Annotated in this window: 16 protein-coding genes; 7 read left to right on the forward strand and 9 right to left on the reverse strand. The window is 38.6% G+C overall.

Features of this window, described 5'->3' with window-relative positions; genetic code table 11:
* Positions 1-135 precede the first annotated feature (135 nt).
* Both gltB and CVPH_RS10380 read left to right on the forward strand, forming a co-directional pair.
* Positions 136-4635 carry a glutamate synthase large subunit gene (gene gltB / locus CVPH_RS09220; RefSeq protein ID WP_201341423.1) on the forward strand — a complete coding sequence of 1500 codons (4500 nt, stop codon included), beginning with the start codon at positions 136-138 and terminating at the stop codon, positions 4633-4635.
* A gap of 168 nt (positions 4636-4803) precedes the next feature.
* The gene (locus CVPH_RS10380) at positions 4804-5055 is read left to right on the forward strand and encodes a VOC family protein (RefSeq protein ID WP_225879706.1); all 252 of its coding nucleotides are present in this window, start codon (positions 4804-4806) and stop codon (positions 5053-5055) included.
* Positions 5056-5089: 34 nt separating this feature from the next.
* Here CVPH_RS10380 and CVPH_RS09230 read toward each other — a convergent pair whose 3' ends face one another.
* Positions 5090-5581 carry a dihydrofolate reductase gene (locus CVPH_RS09230; RefSeq protein WP_201341424.1) on the reverse strand — a complete coding sequence of 164 codons (492 nt, stop codon included), beginning with the start codon at positions 5579-5581 and terminating at the stop codon, positions 5090-5092.
* Between the two features lie 56 nt (positions 5582-5637).
* Here CVPH_RS09230 and CVPH_RS09235 point away from each other — a divergent pair, with 56 nt between their 5' ends.
* Together CVPH_RS09235 and mfd are read left to right on the forward strand one after the other, a co-directional pair.
* Positions 5638-6243 carry a Maf family protein gene (locus CVPH_RS09235; protein ID WP_201341425.1) on the forward strand — a complete coding sequence of 202 codons (606 nt, stop codon included), beginning with the start codon at positions 5638-5640 and terminating at the stop codon, positions 6241-6243.
* Between the two features lie 5 nt (positions 6244-6248).
* Entirely contained in the window at positions 6249-9689 is a 3441-nt protein-coding gene (mfd, locus tag CVPH_RS09240; RefSeq protein ID WP_201341426.1) for a transcription-repair coupling factor, read from the forward strand.
* A 62-nt stretch (positions 9690-9751) separates the two neighbouring features.
* Here the strand turns inward: mfd and CVPH_RS09245 are convergent, their stop codons facing one another.
* The 8 genes from CVPH_RS09245 to CVPH_RS09280 all read right to left on the reverse strand — a co-directional run bounded on the left by CVPH_RS09245 (position 9752) and on the right by CVPH_RS09280 (position 17605).
* Positions 9752-10693, reverse strand: a complete 942-nt coding sequence (locus tag CVPH_RS09245) for a carbohydrate kinase family protein (protein WP_201341427.1) — start codon at positions 10691-10693, stop codon at positions 9752-9754.
* 68 nt (positions 10694-10761) lie between these two features.
* A complete protein-coding gene (gene ispH, locus CVPH_RS09250; RefSeq protein ID WP_201341428.1) occupies positions 10762-11688 on the reverse strand; it encodes a 4-hydroxy-3-methylbut-2-enyl diphosphate reductase in 927 nt (308 codons plus the stop codon).
* Positions 11685-12092 (reverse strand): FKBP-type peptidyl-prolyl cis-trans isomerase, encoded by a 408-nt coding sequence (locus CVPH_RS09255; protein WP_201341429.1) that lies wholly within the window; start codon positions 12090-12092, stop codon positions 11685-11687. Before CVPH_RS09255 ends, ispH begins: the two co-directional genes overlap by 4 nt.
* Positions 12085-12933 (reverse strand): acetyl-CoA carboxylase, carboxyltransferase subunit beta, encoded by an 849-nt coding sequence (gene accD, locus CVPH_RS09260; RefSeq protein ID WP_201341430.1) that lies wholly within the window; start codon positions 12931-12933, stop codon positions 12085-12087. The genes CVPH_RS09255 and accD overlap by 8 nt, the downstream gene beginning before the upstream one ends.
* Before the next feature lie 19 nt (positions 12934-12952).
* Positions 12953-13750, reverse strand: a complete 798-nt coding sequence (gene trpA, locus CVPH_RS09265; protein WP_201341431.1) for a tryptophan synthase subunit alpha — start codon at positions 13748-13750, stop codon at positions 12953-12955.
* A 6-nt stretch (positions 13751-13756) separates the two neighbouring features.
* Positions 13757-14800, reverse strand: coding sequence for a uroporphyrinogen decarboxylase (hemE, locus tag CVPH_RS09270; RefSeq protein ID WP_201341432.1), 1044 nt, complete (start codon positions 14798-14800; stop codon positions 13757-13759).
* A 115-nt stretch (positions 14801-14915) separates the two neighbouring features.
* Positions 14916-15128: a 50S ribosomal protein L31 gene (rpmE, locus tag CVPH_RS09275; protein ID WP_201341433.1), complete on the reverse strand. Its 213-nt coding sequence runs from the start codon at positions 15126-15128 to the stop codon at positions 14916-14918.
* Positions 15129-15202: 74 nt separating this feature from the next.
* Positions 15203-17605 carry a heavy metal translocating P-type ATPase gene (locus CVPH_RS09280; protein ID WP_201341434.1) on the reverse strand — a complete coding sequence of 801 codons (2403 nt, stop codon included), beginning with the start codon at positions 17603-17605 and terminating at the stop codon, positions 15203-15205.
* A 195-nt stretch (positions 17606-17800) separates the two neighbouring features.
* Between CVPH_RS09280 and CVPH_RS09285 the strand changes: the two genes are divergently transcribed.
* From CVPH_RS09285 to CVPH_RS09295, 3 genes are all read left to right on the forward strand, one after another.
* Complete coding sequence (locus CVPH_RS09285) at positions 17801-18472, forward strand: hypothetical protein (protein ID WP_201341435.1); 672 nt, start codon at positions 17801-17803, stop codon at positions 18470-18472.
* A gap of 9 nt (positions 18473-18481) precedes the next feature.
* A complete protein-coding gene (gene glmU, locus CVPH_RS09290) occupies positions 18482-19840 on the forward strand; it encodes a bifunctional UDP-N-acetylglucosamine diphosphorylase/glucosamine-1-phosphate N-acetyltransferase GlmU (protein WP_201341436.1) in 1359 nt (452 codons plus the stop codon).
* Positions 19841-20069: 229 nt separating this feature from the next.
* A complete protein-coding gene (locus CVPH_RS09295; protein ID WP_225879707.1) occupies positions 20070-20912 on the forward strand; it encodes an MFS transporter in 843 nt (280 codons plus the stop codon).
* The last annotated feature ends 156 nt before the right edge of the window (positions 20913-21068 follow it).

Here is a 21068-nt window from a genome sequence, read left to right on the forward strand (position 1 = left end):
AAAATTGACTAATATTCTACCTTAATATGATTGATAAATGCACCACTAAAGTGGTGCATTAGAGGCATTAATAGAGTATTTTTTACGTTATAATTAGGAGATTTTTTTCAATTTTTATTTTGTAGATTTTAACCTATGAGTACCCAATTATTACACCTGCCTAAAGCGCACGGCCTTTATCATCCAAATAATGAAAAAGAGAGCTGTGGCGTAGGTTTTATCGCCCACATTAAAGGCAAATCTTCACACCAAATTACCCTTGACGCTTTGGAAATGTTATCCAGAATGGACCATCGTGGTGGCTGTGGCTGTGAAGCCAATACAGGGGATGGTGCTGGTATTTTAACCAACATTCCGCACGGGTTTTTCATTCAAGAAATTAAGCGTTTATTTGGTGTATCGGTTAAAAAAGGTGCTTATAGTACTGGTAATATTTTCTTGCCACAAGATGAAAAACAAAGAGCACATTGTATGGATTTATTAGAACAATCTGTTGCGCGTGAAGGTCAAACTTTTATTGGCTGGCGTGATGTACCTATTAATACTGATAAAGCCAATATTGGTAATATTGCTAGAAAATCCCAACCTATAATCAAGCAGTTAATTATTGCTCGTGCTGAGGGAATTGACACGCCAGCTTTTGAGCGTGCACTATTTATTATCAGAAAACACACCTCAAATATCATTAGAACAGATGAGGCTTTATCTCAAGCATTATTATTCTATATTTGCAGTTTGTCAAGTAGTGTTATTACTTACAAAGGCATGTTAATGGGTTCACAAGTGCTTGATTTTTATCAAGACTTATCTGATATTGAGTATTCAACTTATTTGGCGATGGTACACTCGCGTTTTTCGACCAATACATTCCCTTCATGGGATAGAGCACAACCTTGCCGCTATATGTCACACAACGGTGAAATTAACACTCGCCAAGGCAATTATAACTGGATGCATGCTAGAGAAGGCGTGCTGAAAAGCGACCTCTTTAAAGACGATTTGAGCAAAACCCTGCCTGTTATTGAAACCGAAGTATCTGATTCTGGCAGTTTTGATAATGTGTTAGAATTTTTGATGATGAATGGCCGTACACTGCAAGAAGCAGTGCTAATGATGGTGCCTGAAGCTTGGCAAAATGACGATAACATGAGTGCTTCAAAAAGAGCATTTTATGAATATTTCTCTAACGTTATGGAACCGTGGGATGGTCCTGCCTCCATTACCTTTACAGATGGTGCTTATATTGGTGCGGTGCTTGACCGTAACGGCCTTCGCCCTTCGCGCTACTATTTAACTCACGATGGGCGCGTTATCATGGCAAGTGAAGTGGGTGTAGTCGATGTAGCAACTGATAATATCAAAACTAAGGGCAGGTTACGCCCAGGCAAGATGTTTTTGGTTGATTTTGACAAAGGTGAGTTGATTGATGATGAGGCTATAAAATCTGAATTTTCCTCAAAAAATCCTTACCAAGACTGGCTAAACGATCAACAAATATACCTATCAGAATTTCTCTGTGAAGTTGAGGCTCATGGCCTTCACCCAGAGTCATTAATTCACCACCTAAAAGCATTTGGCTATAGCACCGAAACCTTACAATTTATGTTGTTGCCACTGGTTAACGAACTGCGTGACCCAGTAGGCTCTATGGGTAATGACTCAGCACTGGCTTGTCTGTCTAGTCAATCACGCATTATTTATGATTATTTTAAGCAGTTATTTGCACAGGTCACCAACCCAGCAATTGACTCTATTCGTGAAGAAGTGGTAATGTCATTGCGTTGTTCTATTGGGCCAGAAGGCAATTTATTAAGCGACAACGCTGAAAACGCACACCGCTTAGTTATTGAACATCCAATTTTAACCAATAAAAAGGCTGCCGCATTAAGACATTGCAATCATCGTGGCTGGACGAGTAAAACCATTGACATTACTTATGATATTAATAAGAGCAAAAAAATATCTGAATTATTAGACAATATTTGCGCCCAAGGCTCTCAAGCTATTAAAGACGGGCACAGTTTAATCGTACTGTCTGATCGTAATATTGGTAAAAATCGTGTTGCAATATCTAGCCTATTGGCATCTTCTGCCCTACACAGATACTTAGTTGCCAGTGCTGAACGCACCCAAGTGGGTATTATTGTTGAAACGGGCGAGGCTCGAGAGGTTCATCATTTCTGCCTGATGATAGGTTTTGGTGCGGATGCAATTAATCCATACCTTGCGTTTGAGGCATTATGGCAAGCACGTCGTGATGACATCATTGACATTGAAAGTGATGATGCCATTATATCTGCCTATCGAAAAGGCATTGCTAAAGGCATGCTAAAAGTCATGGCAAAAATGGGTATTTCTACCTTAGAGTCTTACAAAGGTGCACAAATTTTCGAAGCAGTAGGTCTAGCACCAGAAGTGATGGATAAATGCTTTTTTGGCACAGCATCTCGCATTGATGGCGTTAATTTTGACATTTTGCAAACAGAGGGTGAAAAACGCCATCAACATGCTTACCAAACTAACTCTTTGGATAATTTAGGTCAGTACCATTGGCGCAGTGGCGGTGAAAAACACATGTGGGACCCGCAAGCAATCTCCAACTTACAATTAGCAGCACGCAATAATGATGAATCGGCTTATTGGGCATTTTCAAAACACGCCAACGAACAAGGCACGCGCAACTCAACATTGCGTGGTTTGATGTCGTTTAAAAAATCCGACCCAATTTCTATTGATGACGTTGAGGATGTTAAAGAAATTGTCAAACGTTTTGCTACAGGTGCGATGAGTTTTGGCTCCATTTCAGCAGAATCACATGAATCTTTAGCCATTGCCATGAATCGCTTGGGCGGCAAATCAAACACGGGTGAAGGTGGTGAAGATGCCAAACGCTGGACACCAGATGCCAATGGTGACTCACGTCGTAGTGCTATTAAACAAGTAGCTTCAGGGCGTTTTGGTGTTACCATTGATTACTTAAATAACGCAAATGAAATTCAAATTAAAATCTCACAAGGCGCAAAACCTGGTGAAGGTGGCGAATTACCTGGTGCAAAAGTAGATGAAGGCATCGCCTCAATACGCCACTCCACACCTGGCGTAGGACTTATTTCCCCACCACCTCATCATGATATTTATTCAATTGAAGACTTATCGCAGCTTATTTTTGACCTAAAACGCTCTAATTCAGATGCACGCATTAGCGTGAAGTTAGTTGCAGAAGTAGGCGTAGGTACGATTGCTGCAGGTGTTGTTAAAGCAAAGTCTGATCATATTGTTATCGCTGGACATGATGGTGGCACAGGCGCTTCACCACTAACCTCAATCAAACATGCAGGTCTGCCGTGGGAATTAGGTTTGGCTGAGACTCACCAAACCTTAGTGATGAATGGACTACGCTCACGTGTGGTTATCCAAATAGATGGTCAGTTAAAAACAGGTAGAGATGTTGCCATTGGTATTCTTTTGGGTGCTGAAGAGTTTGGATTTTCAACCGCACCACTGATCACCCTAGGCTGTATTATGATGCGTAAATGCCACCTAAATACTTGCCCAGTCGGCATTGCCACACAAGACAAAGAATTACGTAAAAAATTTACAGGCAAGCCTGAACATGTGGTGAACTATTTATTTATGGTAGCTCAGGAATTACGTTTAATCATGGCAGAACTTGGTTTTAAAATTGTTAATGAAATGATTGGCCGTGTTGATATGTTAGAGATGAATCAAACACTTAACCATTGGAAACAAGAAACCATCAACCTAGATGCTTTATTAACACCTGCTAAAAAACCTAGCAAAGACGCGGGCACTTATCAAACTATTGCTCAAGACCATCAATTAGACCAACAAATTGACAATACGCTCATTGCACAATCAAAATCAGCTATTAAAAATACTGAAAAAATTCATATCAATTCTGTTATTACTAACGTTGACCGCGCTGTAGGCACGATGCTTTCATCACACATTGTTAAGGCACGTGGTGGTAATAACTTAAAAGATGACACTATTCATATTAACTTTAAAGGCTCTGCAGGTCAATCTCTTGGTGCATTTTTAGCAAAAGGTGTTACTTTAGAGGTTGAGGGCGATGCTAATGATTATGTTGGTAAAGGGCTTTCAGGTGGTCATATTATTGTTTATCCACCTAAAAACTCAACCTTTAATACTGAAGATGAAATTATTGCTGGCAACGTTTGTGGTTACGGTGCAACAGGTGGTGAAATGTATTTATCGGGTTGCGTATCTGAGCGCTTCTGCGTACGTAATTCAGGTGCTATCGCTGTAGTAGAAGGCGTTGGTGATCATGGTTGTGAATATATGACAGGCGGTCGCGTTATTATTCTAGGTGAAGTGGGTCGTAACTTTGGTGCTGGCATGAGTGGCGGTATTGCTTATATCTATAATCCAAATCATACGTTTGAATCCATGGTCAATCCAATCATGATTGATCTTGATCCGATGGATGATGAGGCACAAATAGAATTAAAACAATACACCAACAATCATGCTAAATATACTGGCTCAAAAGTGGCTGCACGCATTCTTGACAACTGGCATGATGAAATCAAGCATTTTATCAAAATCATGCCAAAAGATTTCAAGCGTGCTTTAACTAAAAATTCTAACTAACAAACCTTTAAAAAAATAGTCGTAGCAATAACAAAAGGCATTCACCATGCTGAATCAATAGTCTCAAAACTAGAAAAAAGTGCAGAGTTTTTTATCTCGCTACTGGGGTGGAAAGAGGTGCGTAGAAATAAAACATAGCCAGCTATCTTTGTTAGTGATGGCTATGTTATGCTCACACTTTGGCTAGCTAAAGAAGACACACCAAACCTATTCAACAAGGATAAAAATATTGGCCTGCATTATATAATAGCGCTTGAAGTTAAAAGTGAGCAGAGTCTAAATACGCTTTACCAACAATTACTCAAAAAGCACATTAATATTGAATTTCCACCAGAGCAATTAGGACAAGGACCTGCCAAACGCATGATGTGTTACGAACCAAGTGGCATTCGGGTGGAATTTATATATTCAGATAATTAAATTATTATTTCAACTATAGAATGCGTTGTTACCCCTAGTCCGTATTCCTTTGTAAGATGACGAAATCATAGGCATGTGGATTTTTCTCATCAGGTTGATGAGATTCACGGCTAAGTTCGCTAAATTGAGCGCGGTCAAATTTTGGAAAGTAGGCGTCGCCATCAAATTTACCATTAACTTCGGTGATATAGAGTCTATCAACACTATTTACCATTTGTTCGTAAAAAGATACACCGCCCATAATCATCAGTTCATTATCACCATTAGCCAGACTTAATGCTGCGTTAATACTACCAACAACCTCACAGCCATCAGCTTTGAACTTCATATTACGACTCACAATAATATTGCGACGATTGGGTAGCGGCTTGCCAATAGAGTCATAAGTTTTGCGCCCCATTAAGACGGCTTTGCCTGTTGTTGTCTTTTTAAAATAAGCCAAATCTGCTGGCAAATGCCAAGGTAAGGCATTATTTTTACCAATCAGCTGATTGTCATCCATTGCCACAATAATAGATAATTTCATAGAAAAAAGTTTCAATTAAAGTAAAATTATGTGATATTTTACAAATATCACTCATTATGGTATCATTAATTCTAGCCTCAAGTTCACCTTTTAGAAAAACATTACTTGCCAAACTAGGGTTAATTTTTAAGGCGCATTCGCCAAAGATTGATGAATCAAGAAAAGAGGGCGAAACACCCGAGCAGTTGGTTTATCGGCTGGCTCAAGAAAAAGCTAAAGAAATTGCAAAAACGCATCATGGGTTAATCATTGCTTCTGATCAAGTCGCAACACTTGCTCATGGTAAAAACGCTGATGATAAGATATTAACCAAGCCAAAAAACCATGAAAATGCCATTAAACAGCTACAGCAAAGTTCTGGAAATACAGTAACTTTTCTTACAAGTTTGGCACTTTTAAATACAAATAATAACAATATGCAAACTAAAGTTGAAACTTTTAAAGTGGTCTTTAAAGATTTGAATAGTAAACAAATTGAATATTACCTTAAAAAAGAGACCCCCTATAACTGTACAGGTAGTTTTAAATCAGAAAGCCTGGGCATTAGTTTATTTAAACGTATGATTGGTAATGATCCAAATAGTTTGATTGGCTTGCCACTTATTCAACTCATTACAATGCTAGAAAATGAAGGCATTAGCATCCTGACTGACAATAACTAAACGTCATGCCATATCTCTATCCTGATAAGCTTAAACGCTTTCAATCAGGTCAAAAAACTTATTGGGGCTCACTATACGGCAGTGCAGATGCACTGGCATTAATTGAATTTTCCAATCAACAACAGCAAGTTATTTTAGTCATTGCTAATGACATTACCCATTTTGACAGTCTTTATAAATCTTTAAACTTCTACAATACAGACTTAGAAATTTTAAAATTTGATAGCTGGGAGGTACTCGCCTATGATCACTTTTCACCTCATCCTGATATCATCTCAAGTCGATTAAAAACCCTATCAAAACTTAAAAGTCTTAAACGTGGTATTGTTATCACCACATTAGAATCATTATTCTCACGTTTATGCCCATTAGAGTTTGGCGAAAAATATAGCTTCAATATTAATATTAATGACAACATTAATATTGAAGCCTTTAGTGAAAAACTACTCAAAATTGGCTACAACCGTGTAACCACCGTAATGGAGCATGGTGAGTTTAATATTCATGGCTCATTGATTGATTTATACCCAATAGGCGCAAAAACACCCTACCGAATTGATTTGTTTGACCAAGAAGTAGAGTCTATTCGCACCTTTGATACTTCAACTCAACGCTCCAAGGTGCAAGTGTCTGAAATTGCGCTATTGCCTGCCAGAGAATTTGCCACAGATAATGCTAGCATTGAGCGTTTCAAAACCAATTATCAAAAAGCGTTTAATGACAATGGCTTTATTTATACCGAAGTTAGCGAAGGTAGGCTACCAGGTGGTATTGAATTTTATTTACCGCTGTTTTTTAACACAACCAACACCTTATTTGATTATCTAGTGGATAACACTATTGTTGCCACATCAAAAGGATTTTCAGACTTAGTGGATAAGACTTATAGCGAGATACGTGAACGATTTGAAAATGCTAAAAAATCATTAGATAGAGCTCCACTTGATATTCCCCAAGTTTTCCTGTCCAAAGAGTTGTTGTTTAGTGAAATCAAGCAAAAATCACAACTCATCATTAGCACGTCAAAACTAGAAAATAAAAACCAACACTTTAATTTTAATTCAAGCCTATTGCCTTCCATACACATTGAGCCACAAACAAAAAATCCATTAAGCAAATTTTCAGCATTTGTTAAAAGATTTACCAACAAGCAAAGCAAAAAAATATTAATTGTTTGTGGGTCGCGTGGTAGGCAAGATGTGCTCAGTGATTTACTCATCAGCCATAACCTTGATGTTCATAGTGTTAAAAACTGGCATGAATTTAGCAAAAATAACAAGCCACTTAACATTACCCATGAAAACATTACCCATGGCTTATTCACTAATGGTATCGCCATTGTTACTGAAGAGGATTTATTCGGTCAAGAAGTGGTTCAGCAACAGCGCCGTCGCCGTGCCAAACATAAAGATTTTAATGAGGCAATTAAAAGCCTAGTTGAAATTAAAATGGGTGATGCGATTGTGCATGAAAACTATGGTGTGGGCAGATATTTAGGGCTTAAAACCCAAACCTTTGATGGACAATCACAAGATTTTATTGCCCTAGAATATGCTGATAACGCAAAGTTAATGGTACCAATCACCTCGCTTAATTTAATCTCTAGGTACGCTGGCATTTCACTAGATAGTGCACCATTACACAAGCTAGGCACAAATCAATGGAGTAAGGCTAAGAAAAAAGCGGGTGAGGCTTTGTTTGATGTGGCAGCTGAATTATTAGAAATTTATGCCAAACGAGTCTCTCAAACAGGCTTTGCTTTCCCTGAACCGAATGATGCTTATTCCTCATTTGTTGCCAGCTTTCCCTTTGAAGAAACACCAGATCAGCTAAAAACTATGGGCGAAGTTTTAGCAGATATGCAATCACACAAACCAATGGACAGATTGGTCTGTGGCGATGTTGGTTTTGGCAAAACTGAAATTGCCATGCGTGCGGCATTCTTAGCGGTTGAAGCAGGCAAACAAGTGGCAATTTTGGTACCAACCACGCTATTATCTAACCAGCACTATCAATCGTTTGTTGACCGTTTTGCCAACCACCCTGTTGAAATTGCAGCGCTTTCAAGGTTTCAAACCCAAAAAGAGCAAAAACTAATTATTGAAAAATTAAACCAAGGAACAATTGACATTGTCATTGGCACACACAAAATTATTCAAGGTACTATTAAATACAAAAACCTTGGCTTGATTATTATTGACGAAGAGCATCGCTTCGGCGTTAAACAAAAAGAGGCATTGAAAAAACTACGGGGCGAGAGCGACATTCTAACCATGACTGCCACCCCTATTCCACGCACATTAAGTATGGCGCTAGGCTCATTAAGAGAGTTATCCATTATTGCCACGCCACCTGCCAAACGTAGTGCCATCCAAACGTTTGTGCAAGAGTGGGATAACAACAACATCAAAGAGGCAATCACACGTGAAATGCACCGTGGCGGTCAGGTATTTGTACTACACAACGATATTGACTCAATTGATAATATGGCAGAAAATCTCAAACAAATTATACCAAAAGTTCACGTTCGTATCGCCCACGGACAAATGCCGACACGTGAACTAGAAAGAGTCATGAGTGATTTTTATCACGCACGTTTCCAAATTTTAGTTTGCACCACGATTATCGAAACAGGGATTGACATTCCCAATGCCAATACCATTATTATTATTAATGCACAAAATTTTGGTCTGGCACAACTACACCAACTGCGGGGCCGTGTTGGTCGCTCCCACCATAGGGCTTATGCCTATTTAATTATTAAATCTCATCAATCACTATCTAAAACAGCCAAAAAACGCCTTGATGCCGTTGAGTCTTTAGAAGAGCTTGGTGCTGGATTTATGCTAGCTAATCACGACCTTGAAATTCGTGGTGCGGGTGATTTATTGGGTGATAATCAATCTGGAAAAATTAGCGAAATTGGCTTTAATCTTTACCATGATTTATTAAAACGCACCATTGATGCCATGCGCTCTGGTAGAAAAATTAACCTTAACGACCCAATTAATCATGAAGTGAAAATTGATTCTGGCTTGCCATCTATCATTCCAGAGGCGTATATTTTTGACGTGCACGAACGACTCGTACTCTACAAGCGCATTGCCAGTTGCCAAAACAATAAAGAACTTAGAGCTCTACAAATTGAGATGATTGACCGTTTTGGATTATTACCAAATTCAACCAAAAACTTATTTGCTAATACCAAACTCAAGCTCTTTTCACAAAAAATTGGTATTGATGAAATCAACCTCTATAAAGACAAAGCCATCATTACCTTTGGTAATAAAAATGCCATTGAGCCGATAAGAATCATCAACCTTATTCAAAAGCAAGCAAAAAAATATCAGCTAAAGGGTCAAAATCAATTAATTGTTAAACAAGAGATGCCTGAAGATATTAGACGAATTGAATTGATAGAAAACCTACTAAAAACATTAAATTAATTCAGTTATAACAAAAACTGGCTTTCCAAATAGAAAAGACAAAAAAATAACGACCGCCTTAGCTAAAACAACGATTCGCCATAACTATCTTGATAGCGATTTTCAATATCAGCCATATCAAACTCATGGTTTTGCGTACCTAGATGCGCCACCTTAATAGCGCCCAATAGTCCTGCTAATTGGCCAATCGTTTTCCAATCCATGTCATGCATTAAGCCATACAACAATCCAGCACGATAAGCGTCACCACAACCTGTAGGGTCTTGCGCAGTATCTGCCTTGGCAGGGCCAATATTGATTAATTTGCCATCGGTATGAATTTCTGAACCTTCGCTACCTTTAGTAATAATCAAAGCGTCAACTTTGGAAGCAATGGTTGGCAAATCTAGTCCAGTTTTGGCTTGTAACATTTGTGATTCATAGTCATTGGCTGCTATATAGGTGGCTTGTTCAATAAAATTGACCAGCTCCTCGCCTGAAAACATTAGCATACCCTGACCTGGATCAAAAATAAATGGAATTTTTAATTGTTTAAATTGTGCCGCATGCTCAATCATGCCAACACGTCCATCAGGAGACACAATGCCAATATCAACCGCACTGGCATCAGACACCTTATTTTGGTGTGATTGATCCATCGCACCTGGATGAAAAGCAGTAATTTGATTATCACTCATATCAGTGGTGATAAATGCTTGCCCTGTATATTGATCTTTTAGAATTTTGATATATGAGGTGTTCATATGGTGCTTTTCCATCCACGCTAAATAGGGTGTGAAATCACTGCCTACTGTTGCCATTGGCACTGAATTGGCACCCAATAAATGCAAATTATAAGCAATATTGCCAGCACAACCGCCAAACTCTTTGCGCATGGTTGGCACTAAAAATGACACATTGAGCATATGTACCTTGTCGGGCAAAATGTGATTTTTAAAATGATCGTGAAACACCATAATGCTGTCAAAAGCGTACGAGCCACAAATTAATGCTGTTTTTTTCATACTATTTTTATTTTTAATAAGGGATGAGTGTCTTTGCCAAACTTAGCTTACTTATTAAATAAAACATCCTATCTTAATTCTTTTGGCACTGGAAAATGAATATTCTCCTTCGCACCATTCACTTCAATAACTTTAGTTGCGCCCTTATCTCGCAAATAATGGATTACTTCTTGAACCAAAACTTCTGGCGCTGAAGCACCTGCGGTTACGCCTATTGTATTCATACCTTTAAGCCACAACTCATCAATTTCATCAGCACCATCAATCAGATAGGCAGGAATACCCATTTTTTCAGCAATTTCTTTAAGGCGATTTGAATTAGATGAGTTGCTAGAGCCTAATACTAACAACACATCAGAAGATTGCATCAAAATTTTAACCCCATCTTGACGATTTTGTGTGGCATAACAAATATCATCTTTCTTGGGCGCATCAATAGTGGGAAACTTTGATTTTAAATAATTCACAATATGTTGAGTATCATCAATCGAAAGCGTGGTTTGTGTTGTATAAGAAATATGGGTATTTTTTGATAAATTTAAACGCTCAACGTCCTCAATTGTTTCCACTAATTGAACACATTTGTCCTCGCTAGATTGCCCTAACGTGCCTTCAACCTCTGGATGTCCTTTATGACCAATCAAAATAACCTGATGATTTTGTTTTTGTTTTCTGGCAACTTCTTTATGCACTTTGGCCACCAAAGGGCAAGTGGCATCATAAATGGTTGCACCCGTGTTTTGTGTTTGTTTTCGCACTGCCATTGATACGCCATGTGCACTAAAAATAACCACTTGGTTATTAGGCACATCAGAAATATCTTCAACAAAAACAGCACCTTTAGCCTTTAGCCCATCAACCACAAATTTATTATGCACCACTTCATGACGAACATACACAGGTGCGCCATGCAACTTTAACGCACGCTCCACAATTTCAATTGCACGGTCAACACCAGCACAAAAACCACGTGGGTTTGCCAGTAAAATTTTCACTGTTTTTGGAGGATTTTTACTTGAAAAGAGACATCACTACCTGCCAGTGAGTGGTTAAAATTAACGGTAATACCATCTCCCTCAATTTTATCAATACAACCCACATAAGAATCCCCTATAGGTGTTTTAAACTCAACAACGGCATCTAGCTCAATCGGCATGGTTAGTGGGAAATCTGAGCGTTTCATTATTTGAAAGGCTTCTTCCAGCTCACTGCCAAATGCCTCTGATGTGCTTAAAAGGAAGGTTTGCAATTTTCCCACTTGAGCATCAATAACGCAGGACTCTAAGCACGAATCTAGCTGGCCATCGCCCAATTCGAACTCAAGTGGCTCGTCCCAAGATTCATCAACCAATGCACCATTTGCATGGCTAAGCTTGTAGAGGATTTTGTATTTAGCCATTATTAAACATCATGGCGCTTAATATTTTATGTACTTGAGTGCGCAACTCAGACCGGTGCACAATCATATCAATCGCACCTTTTTCTAGCAAAAACTCGCTACGTTGAAAGCCTTCTGGCAATGACTCTCGCACGGTTTGTTCAACCACTCTAGGGCCAGCAAAACCAATCAACGCATTTGGTTCAGCAATATGAATATCTCCTAACATGGCAAAACTAGCAGAAACGCCGCCCATGGTTGGATCGGTCAAAATCGAAATAAAAGGTACTTTTTTATCACTCAGCAACTTAATCATTAAAGCTGTCTTGCTCATCTGCATCAGTGAAAACAAGCCCTCTTGCATACGTGCACCGCCTGAAGCTGAAAAACAAATCAACGGTGCGTTGGTTTCAATACTTATTTTTGCAGCACGAACAAACTTCTCGCCAACCACAGAACCCATAGAGCCCCCCATAAATTTAAATTCAAAAGCAGCGACCATGACTTTTATGCCGTTAAGTGTGCCTGTTTTAACCACAAGCGCATCTTTTTCATGGGTGGTTTTTTGTGCTTGTAAATAACGATCTTTGTATTTTTTTTGATCCTTAAACTTTAAAGGATCAACCGCACTTAAATTAGCAGCAATTTCTTCCTGCCCATCTTCGTCCAAGAAGCTATCAAGTCGCATACGAGCAGAAATACGCATATGGTAATCACACTTAGGACAAACATAATTCAACGTTTTTAATTCTTCTGAATAAAGCGTGGTTTCACACTTAGGACACTTGCTCCATAAGCCTTCTGGGATATTTTTCTTCGCTACACTGGTAATAGAGGGTAAGATTTTTTCTAGCCAACTCATACGCTTTTCCTTGTTTTAATTATTTAATTGCGGTAGAAATTTCATCTGCCAAACGCCCAACACTTGCTAGCATTTTATCTCTATCATTTGCATATTGTGCAACAAATGCAACCAACGATGAGCCCACAATAACTGCATCAGCATGCTCAGACACTGCCTTTGCACTTTTAGCGTCTTTAATGCCAAAACCCACCCCAATGGGCAAATCAACCGTTTGACGAATTCTTAAAAGATGTGTTTTGACCAAATCAACATCCAAATGCCCTGCGCCCGTCACACCTTTAAGGGCGACAAAATAAATAAAACCTGAGGCAATGGTGGCTAAAAATGCTAAACGTTCATCTGTTGTCGTTGGCGCAACTAAAAAGATAAGATCAATATCAACTCCATCAAGACTCTGCTTTAAATCATGCGCTTCTTCTGGTGGCATATCTACTACCAACACACCATCAACGCCACTTTCACTAGCAACATTAGCAAAGGCTTGATAACCAAAAACCTCAATCGGATTTAAATAACCCATCAGTACAGTGGCTGTTGTGTCGTTGCTTTGTCTGAATTTTTTAACCAAAGCAAGCACATCAGATAGACTTACGCCATCCTTCACCGCACGCTCGTGCGACTTAGCAATTGTAGGGCCATCAGCCATCGGGTCTGAAAACGGTACACCCAACTCAATCACATCCGCACCATTTTTGACCAAAACTTGCATCAATTCAAGGGTATTATCAAGCCCGCCATCCCCCGCAGTGATAAAGGGGATAAATGCTTTTTTGCCAACAGGGAGTTGGGTAAAAATTGTACTTAACCTTGACATTATGTGTTATCTTTTGCTAAATTCATGCACAGCATCTACCAGAATTTTCATGTGCTCAGGATTGACATCAGGAGAGATACCATGGCCTAGGTTAAACACATGGCCTGTATTACCCTGAAATTGTGATAATATTTTTTTAACTTCTTTGCGTATTTTTTCAGGTGATGCGTATAAAACACAAGGATCTAGATTACCCTGAAGTGTCACCTTGGCGCCAATACGCCGTTGTGCATCATTCAACTCCACCGTCCAATCCAATGCCACACCATCACAACCACTGTTTGCAATCTGCTCTAGCCGCATAGCACCACCTTTAGTAAATAAGGTGACTGGAATGATTTTACCGTTAAATTCACGCTTAATGCCATTAACGATTTTAGCCATATATTGAAGTGAAAAATCTTCATAGCTTTGTTTATTCAACAAACCACCCCAAGTGTCAAAAATCATCACCGAATCTGCGCCTGCTTGAATTTGACCATTCAAATAATCAATAATTGTGTCTGCTAATTTGTCTAATAATTGGTGCATGTGTGCGGGATTTTCATACATCAGCCCTTTAACTTTAGCAAAGTTCTTGCTTGAACCGCCTTCAACCATATACGTGGCTAATGTCCACGGACTACCCGTAAAACCAATTAATGGCACCTTGTTATTTAAGGCTTTTTTAATAACCGACACAGCATCAGTGACATAAGACAACTCATTACCCACATTAGGCTTTTTTAATTGCTCAATGGAGGCTAATGTATTAAGTGGGTTTGAAAATTTAGGGCCTTCGCCTTCTGAAAAATACAAACCCAAACCCATTGCGTCAGGAATGGTGAGAATATCAGAGAATAAAATCGCCGCATCTAAATCAAATCTATCAATCGGTTGCATAGTAACTTCACAAGCTAATTCTGGATTTTTGCACAGCGATAAAAAATCACCTGCCTGTTTTCGAGTGACGCGATATTCTGGCAAATAACGACCCGCTTGGCGCATCACCCAAATAGGTGTGCGTGAGGTGGGTTTTTTCAATAAGGCATTAATATAATCAAATGACATGGGCTTTTAATATAAAAAGTAAACGCTGTAATTATAATGATTTTGTTCGTATATCTTTGCCAATCAGGTATAAAAAAAGCCACGAAAGTGGCTTTTTTTATTGAATTTTGTGCCCTTATCTCTTAAAACTGGCATAACGTGATTTAAACTTCTCAACACGACCAGCGCTGTCCATAATCTTTTGTTTACCTGTATAAAAGGGATGACAACTAGAACATACATCTAAGTGTAATTCTTCTTTGTCAACGGTTGAGCGTGTTTCAAAGGTATTGCCACATGAACAAACTACTTTAACGTCATTGTAATTAGGATGAATATCTGTTTTCATGTTATCTGGACTTATTCTAAAATCGTAAAAGAGGACATATTATATACTATTTGAAACTTATGCGTGTGCTGTTTTTACTTGTTTCTTAGACGTGCAGCATTGCCAATCACAATTAATGAACTAATCGGCATAACAATAGCGGCGAATAGCGGCGTAACCTTTGCCATTATCGCCAGTGGCACCATAAAAGCATTGTATAGTAGCGCAAAAGTGATGTTTTGTTTAATGGTGCTGTTGGTACGCTTTGCTAAATTAATCAGTTCAATAATTGGGCTAAGTGTGGATTTTAAGATAACCAAATCTGCACTATTAACCGACACATCACTGCCTGAGCCAATCGCAATACTGGCATTAGCTTGCACTAAGGCAGGTGCATCATTCACGCCATCACCTATCATAAGCACTGTATGGCTTTGCTGTAATTGTTTTATATAATCGGCCTTGTCTTTTGGCAAGGCTTGCGCAATCATATGTTCAATCCCCAATTTTGAGGCAATCGCTTGGGTAACCACTTTGCTATCACCACTTAATATGCTGACTTGCTTGCCCATAGATTTAAGCTTATCAATAACCTTGGTAGCATCTGATTTAATTTGATCTTTTAAAGCAACAAAGCCCAATACGTCAGATTCATTAGCACACCAAATACAACTCGCACCTTGCTGCTCTAATATGCTAGATTTATTTAACAAATCAGTATCCACTTGATGTTTACTATCCACATAAGACAAATGACCGATTTTATAACTTTGCTGATGAATAACACCGCTCACACCTCGGCCATGGTCAGCATAAAACTCGCTTACTTCTAAAATGCTGTCAGCTTTATCAGCGCCAACAATTGCTTTAGCCAAAGGGTGTTCAGAATGCCTTTCAATGCTAGCCATGATATTGATAAAATTGGTTTTATCAATCAAAGCTTCAATATGACTAATACTAAACTCACCTTTGGTGAGTGTGCCAGTTTTATCAAAAACCACCCAATCTACTTTATCTAGCACTTCAAGTGCATCACTGTTTTTAATGAGTATTTTTTTCTTAATTGCCACGCCACTGGCAACCGCAATACTCATTGGTGTAGCCAGCCCAAATGCACAAGGACAGGTGATAATCAGCACGCTAGTGGCACTTAACAATGCCAAATCAAAATCATATGGATACCAATAAATAAAAGTCGCTATTGCCAAAAAAATGGTCGTGCCAACAAAATAGGGAATGATTTTATCAAGCGTACAAATAATTGAGTTCTTGTTGTACTGTGTGTTCTCAACTAGGCTAACAATTTGTCCTAAAGCCGAATTCTTTAAGGTTTTTGTCACCTTAATCATAAGGCTGCCAGTGGCATTGACCGAACCAGCAAATACCTCATCACCAGATTGCTTTCTAACCAACAAAGACTCCCCTATCAATAGCGATTCATCCACTTCACTATCACCTGACAAAACAATACCATCCACTGCTAAACGCTCTGTAGGCTTAATTAGCACAGTTTCACCCATTTTAATTGCGTCCACTGGCGTAATTTTTTCCTCGCCTTTGCTAATCACATAGGCAACTTTGGGTTGTAGCTGCTGCAAAGCACTAGAGGCTGATAGTGTGGATTTTTTGGCTGAGCTTTCAAGATAACGCCCAATTAGAATCACAAAGATAAAATTAACCACCGTGTCAAAATATACCTCATTTTTAGTAGACAGCCCCGATAGCACATACACAGAATAAAAATACGTGCTCAATGCCCCAATACTAATCGGCACATCCATATTCATAAAACGGTTTTTAAGCCCAAAATAAGCATTTTTAAGAAATGGCATACCCGCATAAAATAAAGTAGGTGTAGCCAATGCAAAGCCCAGCCACTGAAAATAATTATGGTACTTTCCATCTGCTGCACCTGTATACATAGCAATTGAAATCCACAATAAATTCATCATTGTAAATGCGCTAAAACTAATACGGTAAAGCATGGCTTTGTTGGCTTTATTAGCAATAGACTCAGCCATATTTTGCTCGTACGGCATAGCCGCATATCCAAGGTCTGCTAATCTTTGCATAATTATAGACAGTTGAATATCAGCATCAACCCAACTAAGGCGGATGCGCTTATCAGTCAAACTCACCCGCACCCAAACAACCCCATCAAGCACGCCAATTGCTCTTTCAATCAACCACACACAAGCAGCACAATGAATGCTGTCGCTAATTAGGGTGATGGTTTTAACTCCCTCATCAGAAGGTTCTAAAAAAGGCTGCTGAAAAGCATCTGCATCATAAAATTCTACTGGATATTCCAAATCAACAACAGACAGTAGTGAGTTGATTTGATGATGATAAAAAGAACCTAACCCACTCAAATAAATGGTTTGACACACGCTTGCACAACCAGCACAACAAAAGTCTTTCTGCTCATCTTCAATAGGTGCTTGGACTTTATTATGTCTAGTCACTTCTAATCCGCAGTGATAACAGGTATTGTTCATGGTGGTTGATTTTATTGTATTTATGCCTCTAAGCGTTTACAATATCAACCCAGACTACTTATTAACTTGACACAATTTATACAACACATAAAGCAACGATTTTTTAATAATGACTAGCCACATCTTTTGTTTTTTAAATAAAAATTTATATTCTATACTTTTCAGACGAATAAATCACACTTTGCATCTATCGCTGTGAATAAATTTTCCACAAAACTTGTCACACTACTTGGTTTGTTGTTGCTTAGCACCCAAAGCATCTCTGAATCGCCAATTCGCCTTTATAAACAATACCTAATTGGCATGCCAAAAGCATATTTACAAAAGTCGCACCCATTAGAGGATTGCTCTGCCAAATACGAAAAAGGAACGCTGTGCATGCAAAAACATTCATTAGCAGGTGAGGAAGCTGAAATAGCTTTTCGGTTTTTAAATGACAAGCTTGTTTCCATTGTGCTAATAATGCCATTAATTAATGTTAGCAAGATTAAGAAAATATTCTACGCGTTAAAAACGCAGTTCGATTTAGTCTTAATTGAACAAGGTAATAATAAATTAGACATTATCCAAATTAGCGCCAATACCTTTAATAAGCGTGAATTTACTAAAATAATCTCTGATTTTGAAAATGAAGCCTACCAAAAGCACAATATCAAATACACGTTCATCAGTAAAGAGGATTTTATTACCCAATCACGCAAATCGCACAACTTTGCTGATATTTTTAAAAATGCACCCATGCAAATGCGTGCCGCAACTTATAGCGTGGGTCGAAAAAATGGGCAAGTGATTGGCACTATTAGTTTTATTGTGCCTGGTATTACTCAGTCTTATCTTGATCAAAACCCAATTGTAGAGGATTTTTAGGCTATTTTTATGGGCAATATTCACGCTATTATTTTGGCCGCAGGCAAAGGCTTGCGCATGAACTCATCTAAGCCAAAAGTCTTACAAACCTTATCAAATAATACCTTGTTGGGGCATGTTTTGTCTCAAGCTCAAGCCTTGTGCGATCAAATTCATGTAGTTTATGGCTTTGAAGGCGAACAAGTACAACGAAAAATTAACGACCCCAATATCAACTGGGTAGAACAAATTGAGCAATTGGGTACTGGACATTCCGTGGCACAAGCAATGCCACATATTGAAGACAATTCAATCTCACTCATATTATATGGCGATGTACCACTGATTAAAAAATCCACACTGGCTGATTTAATTCATAAAGCGCAACAAAGTAGCATTGCCTTATTGTCCGTGATTTTAGATAATCCAACTGGCTATGGGCGCATTATTCGCCAAAATGAACAAATACAAGCCATTGTTGAACACAAAGATGCAAATAATGCACAACTAAATATTAATGAAGTGAATACGGGCATCATGGCTGTTCACTCACAATTATTAAAGCAGTATTTAAGCAAAATCAACACAAACAATGCCCAGGGAGAGCTTTATTTAACCGATATTATTGCTTGTGCAGTTGCTGATGGACAAACTGTTTCATCCATCATTAGCAAAAATCAATTTGAGGTATCAGGTGTGAATGACAAAGTACAACTGGCAGAATTAGAACGTATTTTCCAAAAAAATCAAGCGACCCAATTTATGCAACAAGGGCTTAGCTTAAAAGACCCAAATAGGTTTGATTGTCGAGGTGCATTCACCTTTGGGCAAGATTGCGAGATTGACATTAACGCACTCATTGAAGGCAAAGTGGCACTGGGAGACAACACCACAATTGCACCGAATTGTATTATAAAAAACGCTAAGATTGGAAATTACGTATCAATTTTGCCAAACTGCGTTATTGAAGATTGCATTATTGAAGATGGTGCTACTATTGGTCCATTTGCACGTATTCGCCCACAAACCCACATCAAAACCCATGCCAAAATTGGTAATTTTGTTGAAGTTAAAAAGTCCACCATTGGTGAAAACACCAAAATTTCTCATTTAAGCTATGTGGGCGATGCCGTTATCGGCGAGAACGTCAACATTGGCGCTGGTGTCATTACTTGTAATTATGATGGCGTTAACAAACATCAAACCATCATTGGCGATGGCACCTTCATTGGCTCTGATTCTCAACTAGTTGCACCCGTCAAAATTGGTAAAAATGCCACGATTGGTGCGGGCTCTACTATCACCAAAACAGTATCTGACAACCAATTAAGTTTAAGTCGCACCAAGCAAACCAGCCTAAAAAATTGGCAACGCCCGACTAAAAAATAAATGCGTTCACTGCCTCGTAATGCCTAGTTGTTGACAATTAGTTTGTCGCTATTTATGTCCCTAGGCGTTTTTGTTATTTTTCTAGGTGGTATTATTGGTCAATCCTTAGCGCCCTATGCCAGTTTATCAACCTTACCAGTAGCAATGATTGTGCTAGGTACTCTGCTAGTATCATTCCTGTTGTCTACATCATGTCTAAAATTGGCAGAAGGCGTACTTTTTTGGGTATTTGTGTCTATACAATCGCTATCATTGCACTTGCCATCACCGCCTTACAAATAAAATCGTTTTATTTATTTGCCTAGCCACTTTTTTATTTGGTGCCACCACAGCAACCATAAATCAATTTAGATTTACTCCTATTGAAGGTGTTGATAAAAATCTTAGTGCAACAGCAACCTCGGTTGTACTTATTGGTGGTTTGGTTTCTGCTTTTTTAGGACCAGAACTTGCGATTTTAGGCAAGGATTGGTTTGATGCCGCCTTTATCGGCTCATTTTTACTACTCAGCACCTGTTTTGTACTTACGTTCTTATTACTGTGGTTTTATCAAGCAAACCACGCGCCTAAAATCAAACAAAAGCAATCAGGCAGAGGTTTAAAAATTATTATCAAACAGCCCGTATTTATCGTTGCCGTGTCCAGTGCTGCAGCAGGTTACGTTGTTATGACTGCCTCACCAATGAGTATGTATGTTATTGATGGCTTTTCATTGACACAAACTAAATTTGTTATTCAATCACACGTTATTGCCATGTTTCTACCGTCTTTATTTACCCCAATGATTGTCGAATTATTTGGGCTTAGCAAAATGATGATAATCGGCATCATGCTATATTTAGTCTGTATCGTAATTAGCTATACCAGCCATAGTTTAAATAATTACTGGATGGCGTTAATCCTCTTAGGGCTTGGCTGGAACTTTTTATTTATCGGTAGCACCAGTTTATTACCACATGCTTATAATAATCTTGAAAAATGTAAAGTACAACCTGTCAATGACTTTCTAATTTTTAATATGCAAGCTATGGCTTCGCCATCAGCAGGCTGGTTTGTGTTCAATTTTGACTAGGGAGTTGTGCTATTTTTGTCAACCGTCCCATTGTTACTACTCTAACTATTGATATTATTACGGTGGCTAAGAAAAAAACCAACACAACTCTAAATAAAACCCTGATTTGAAATAACAATACTCTCACGAAGTCACTCGTCTTTTTTTATTAGACGT

It is taken from the genome of Abyssogena phaseoliformis symbiont OG214 (assembly GCF_016592595.1).
Classification (GTDB): domain Bacteria; phylum Pseudomonadota; class Gammaproteobacteria; order PS1; family Pseudothioglobaceae; genus Ruthia.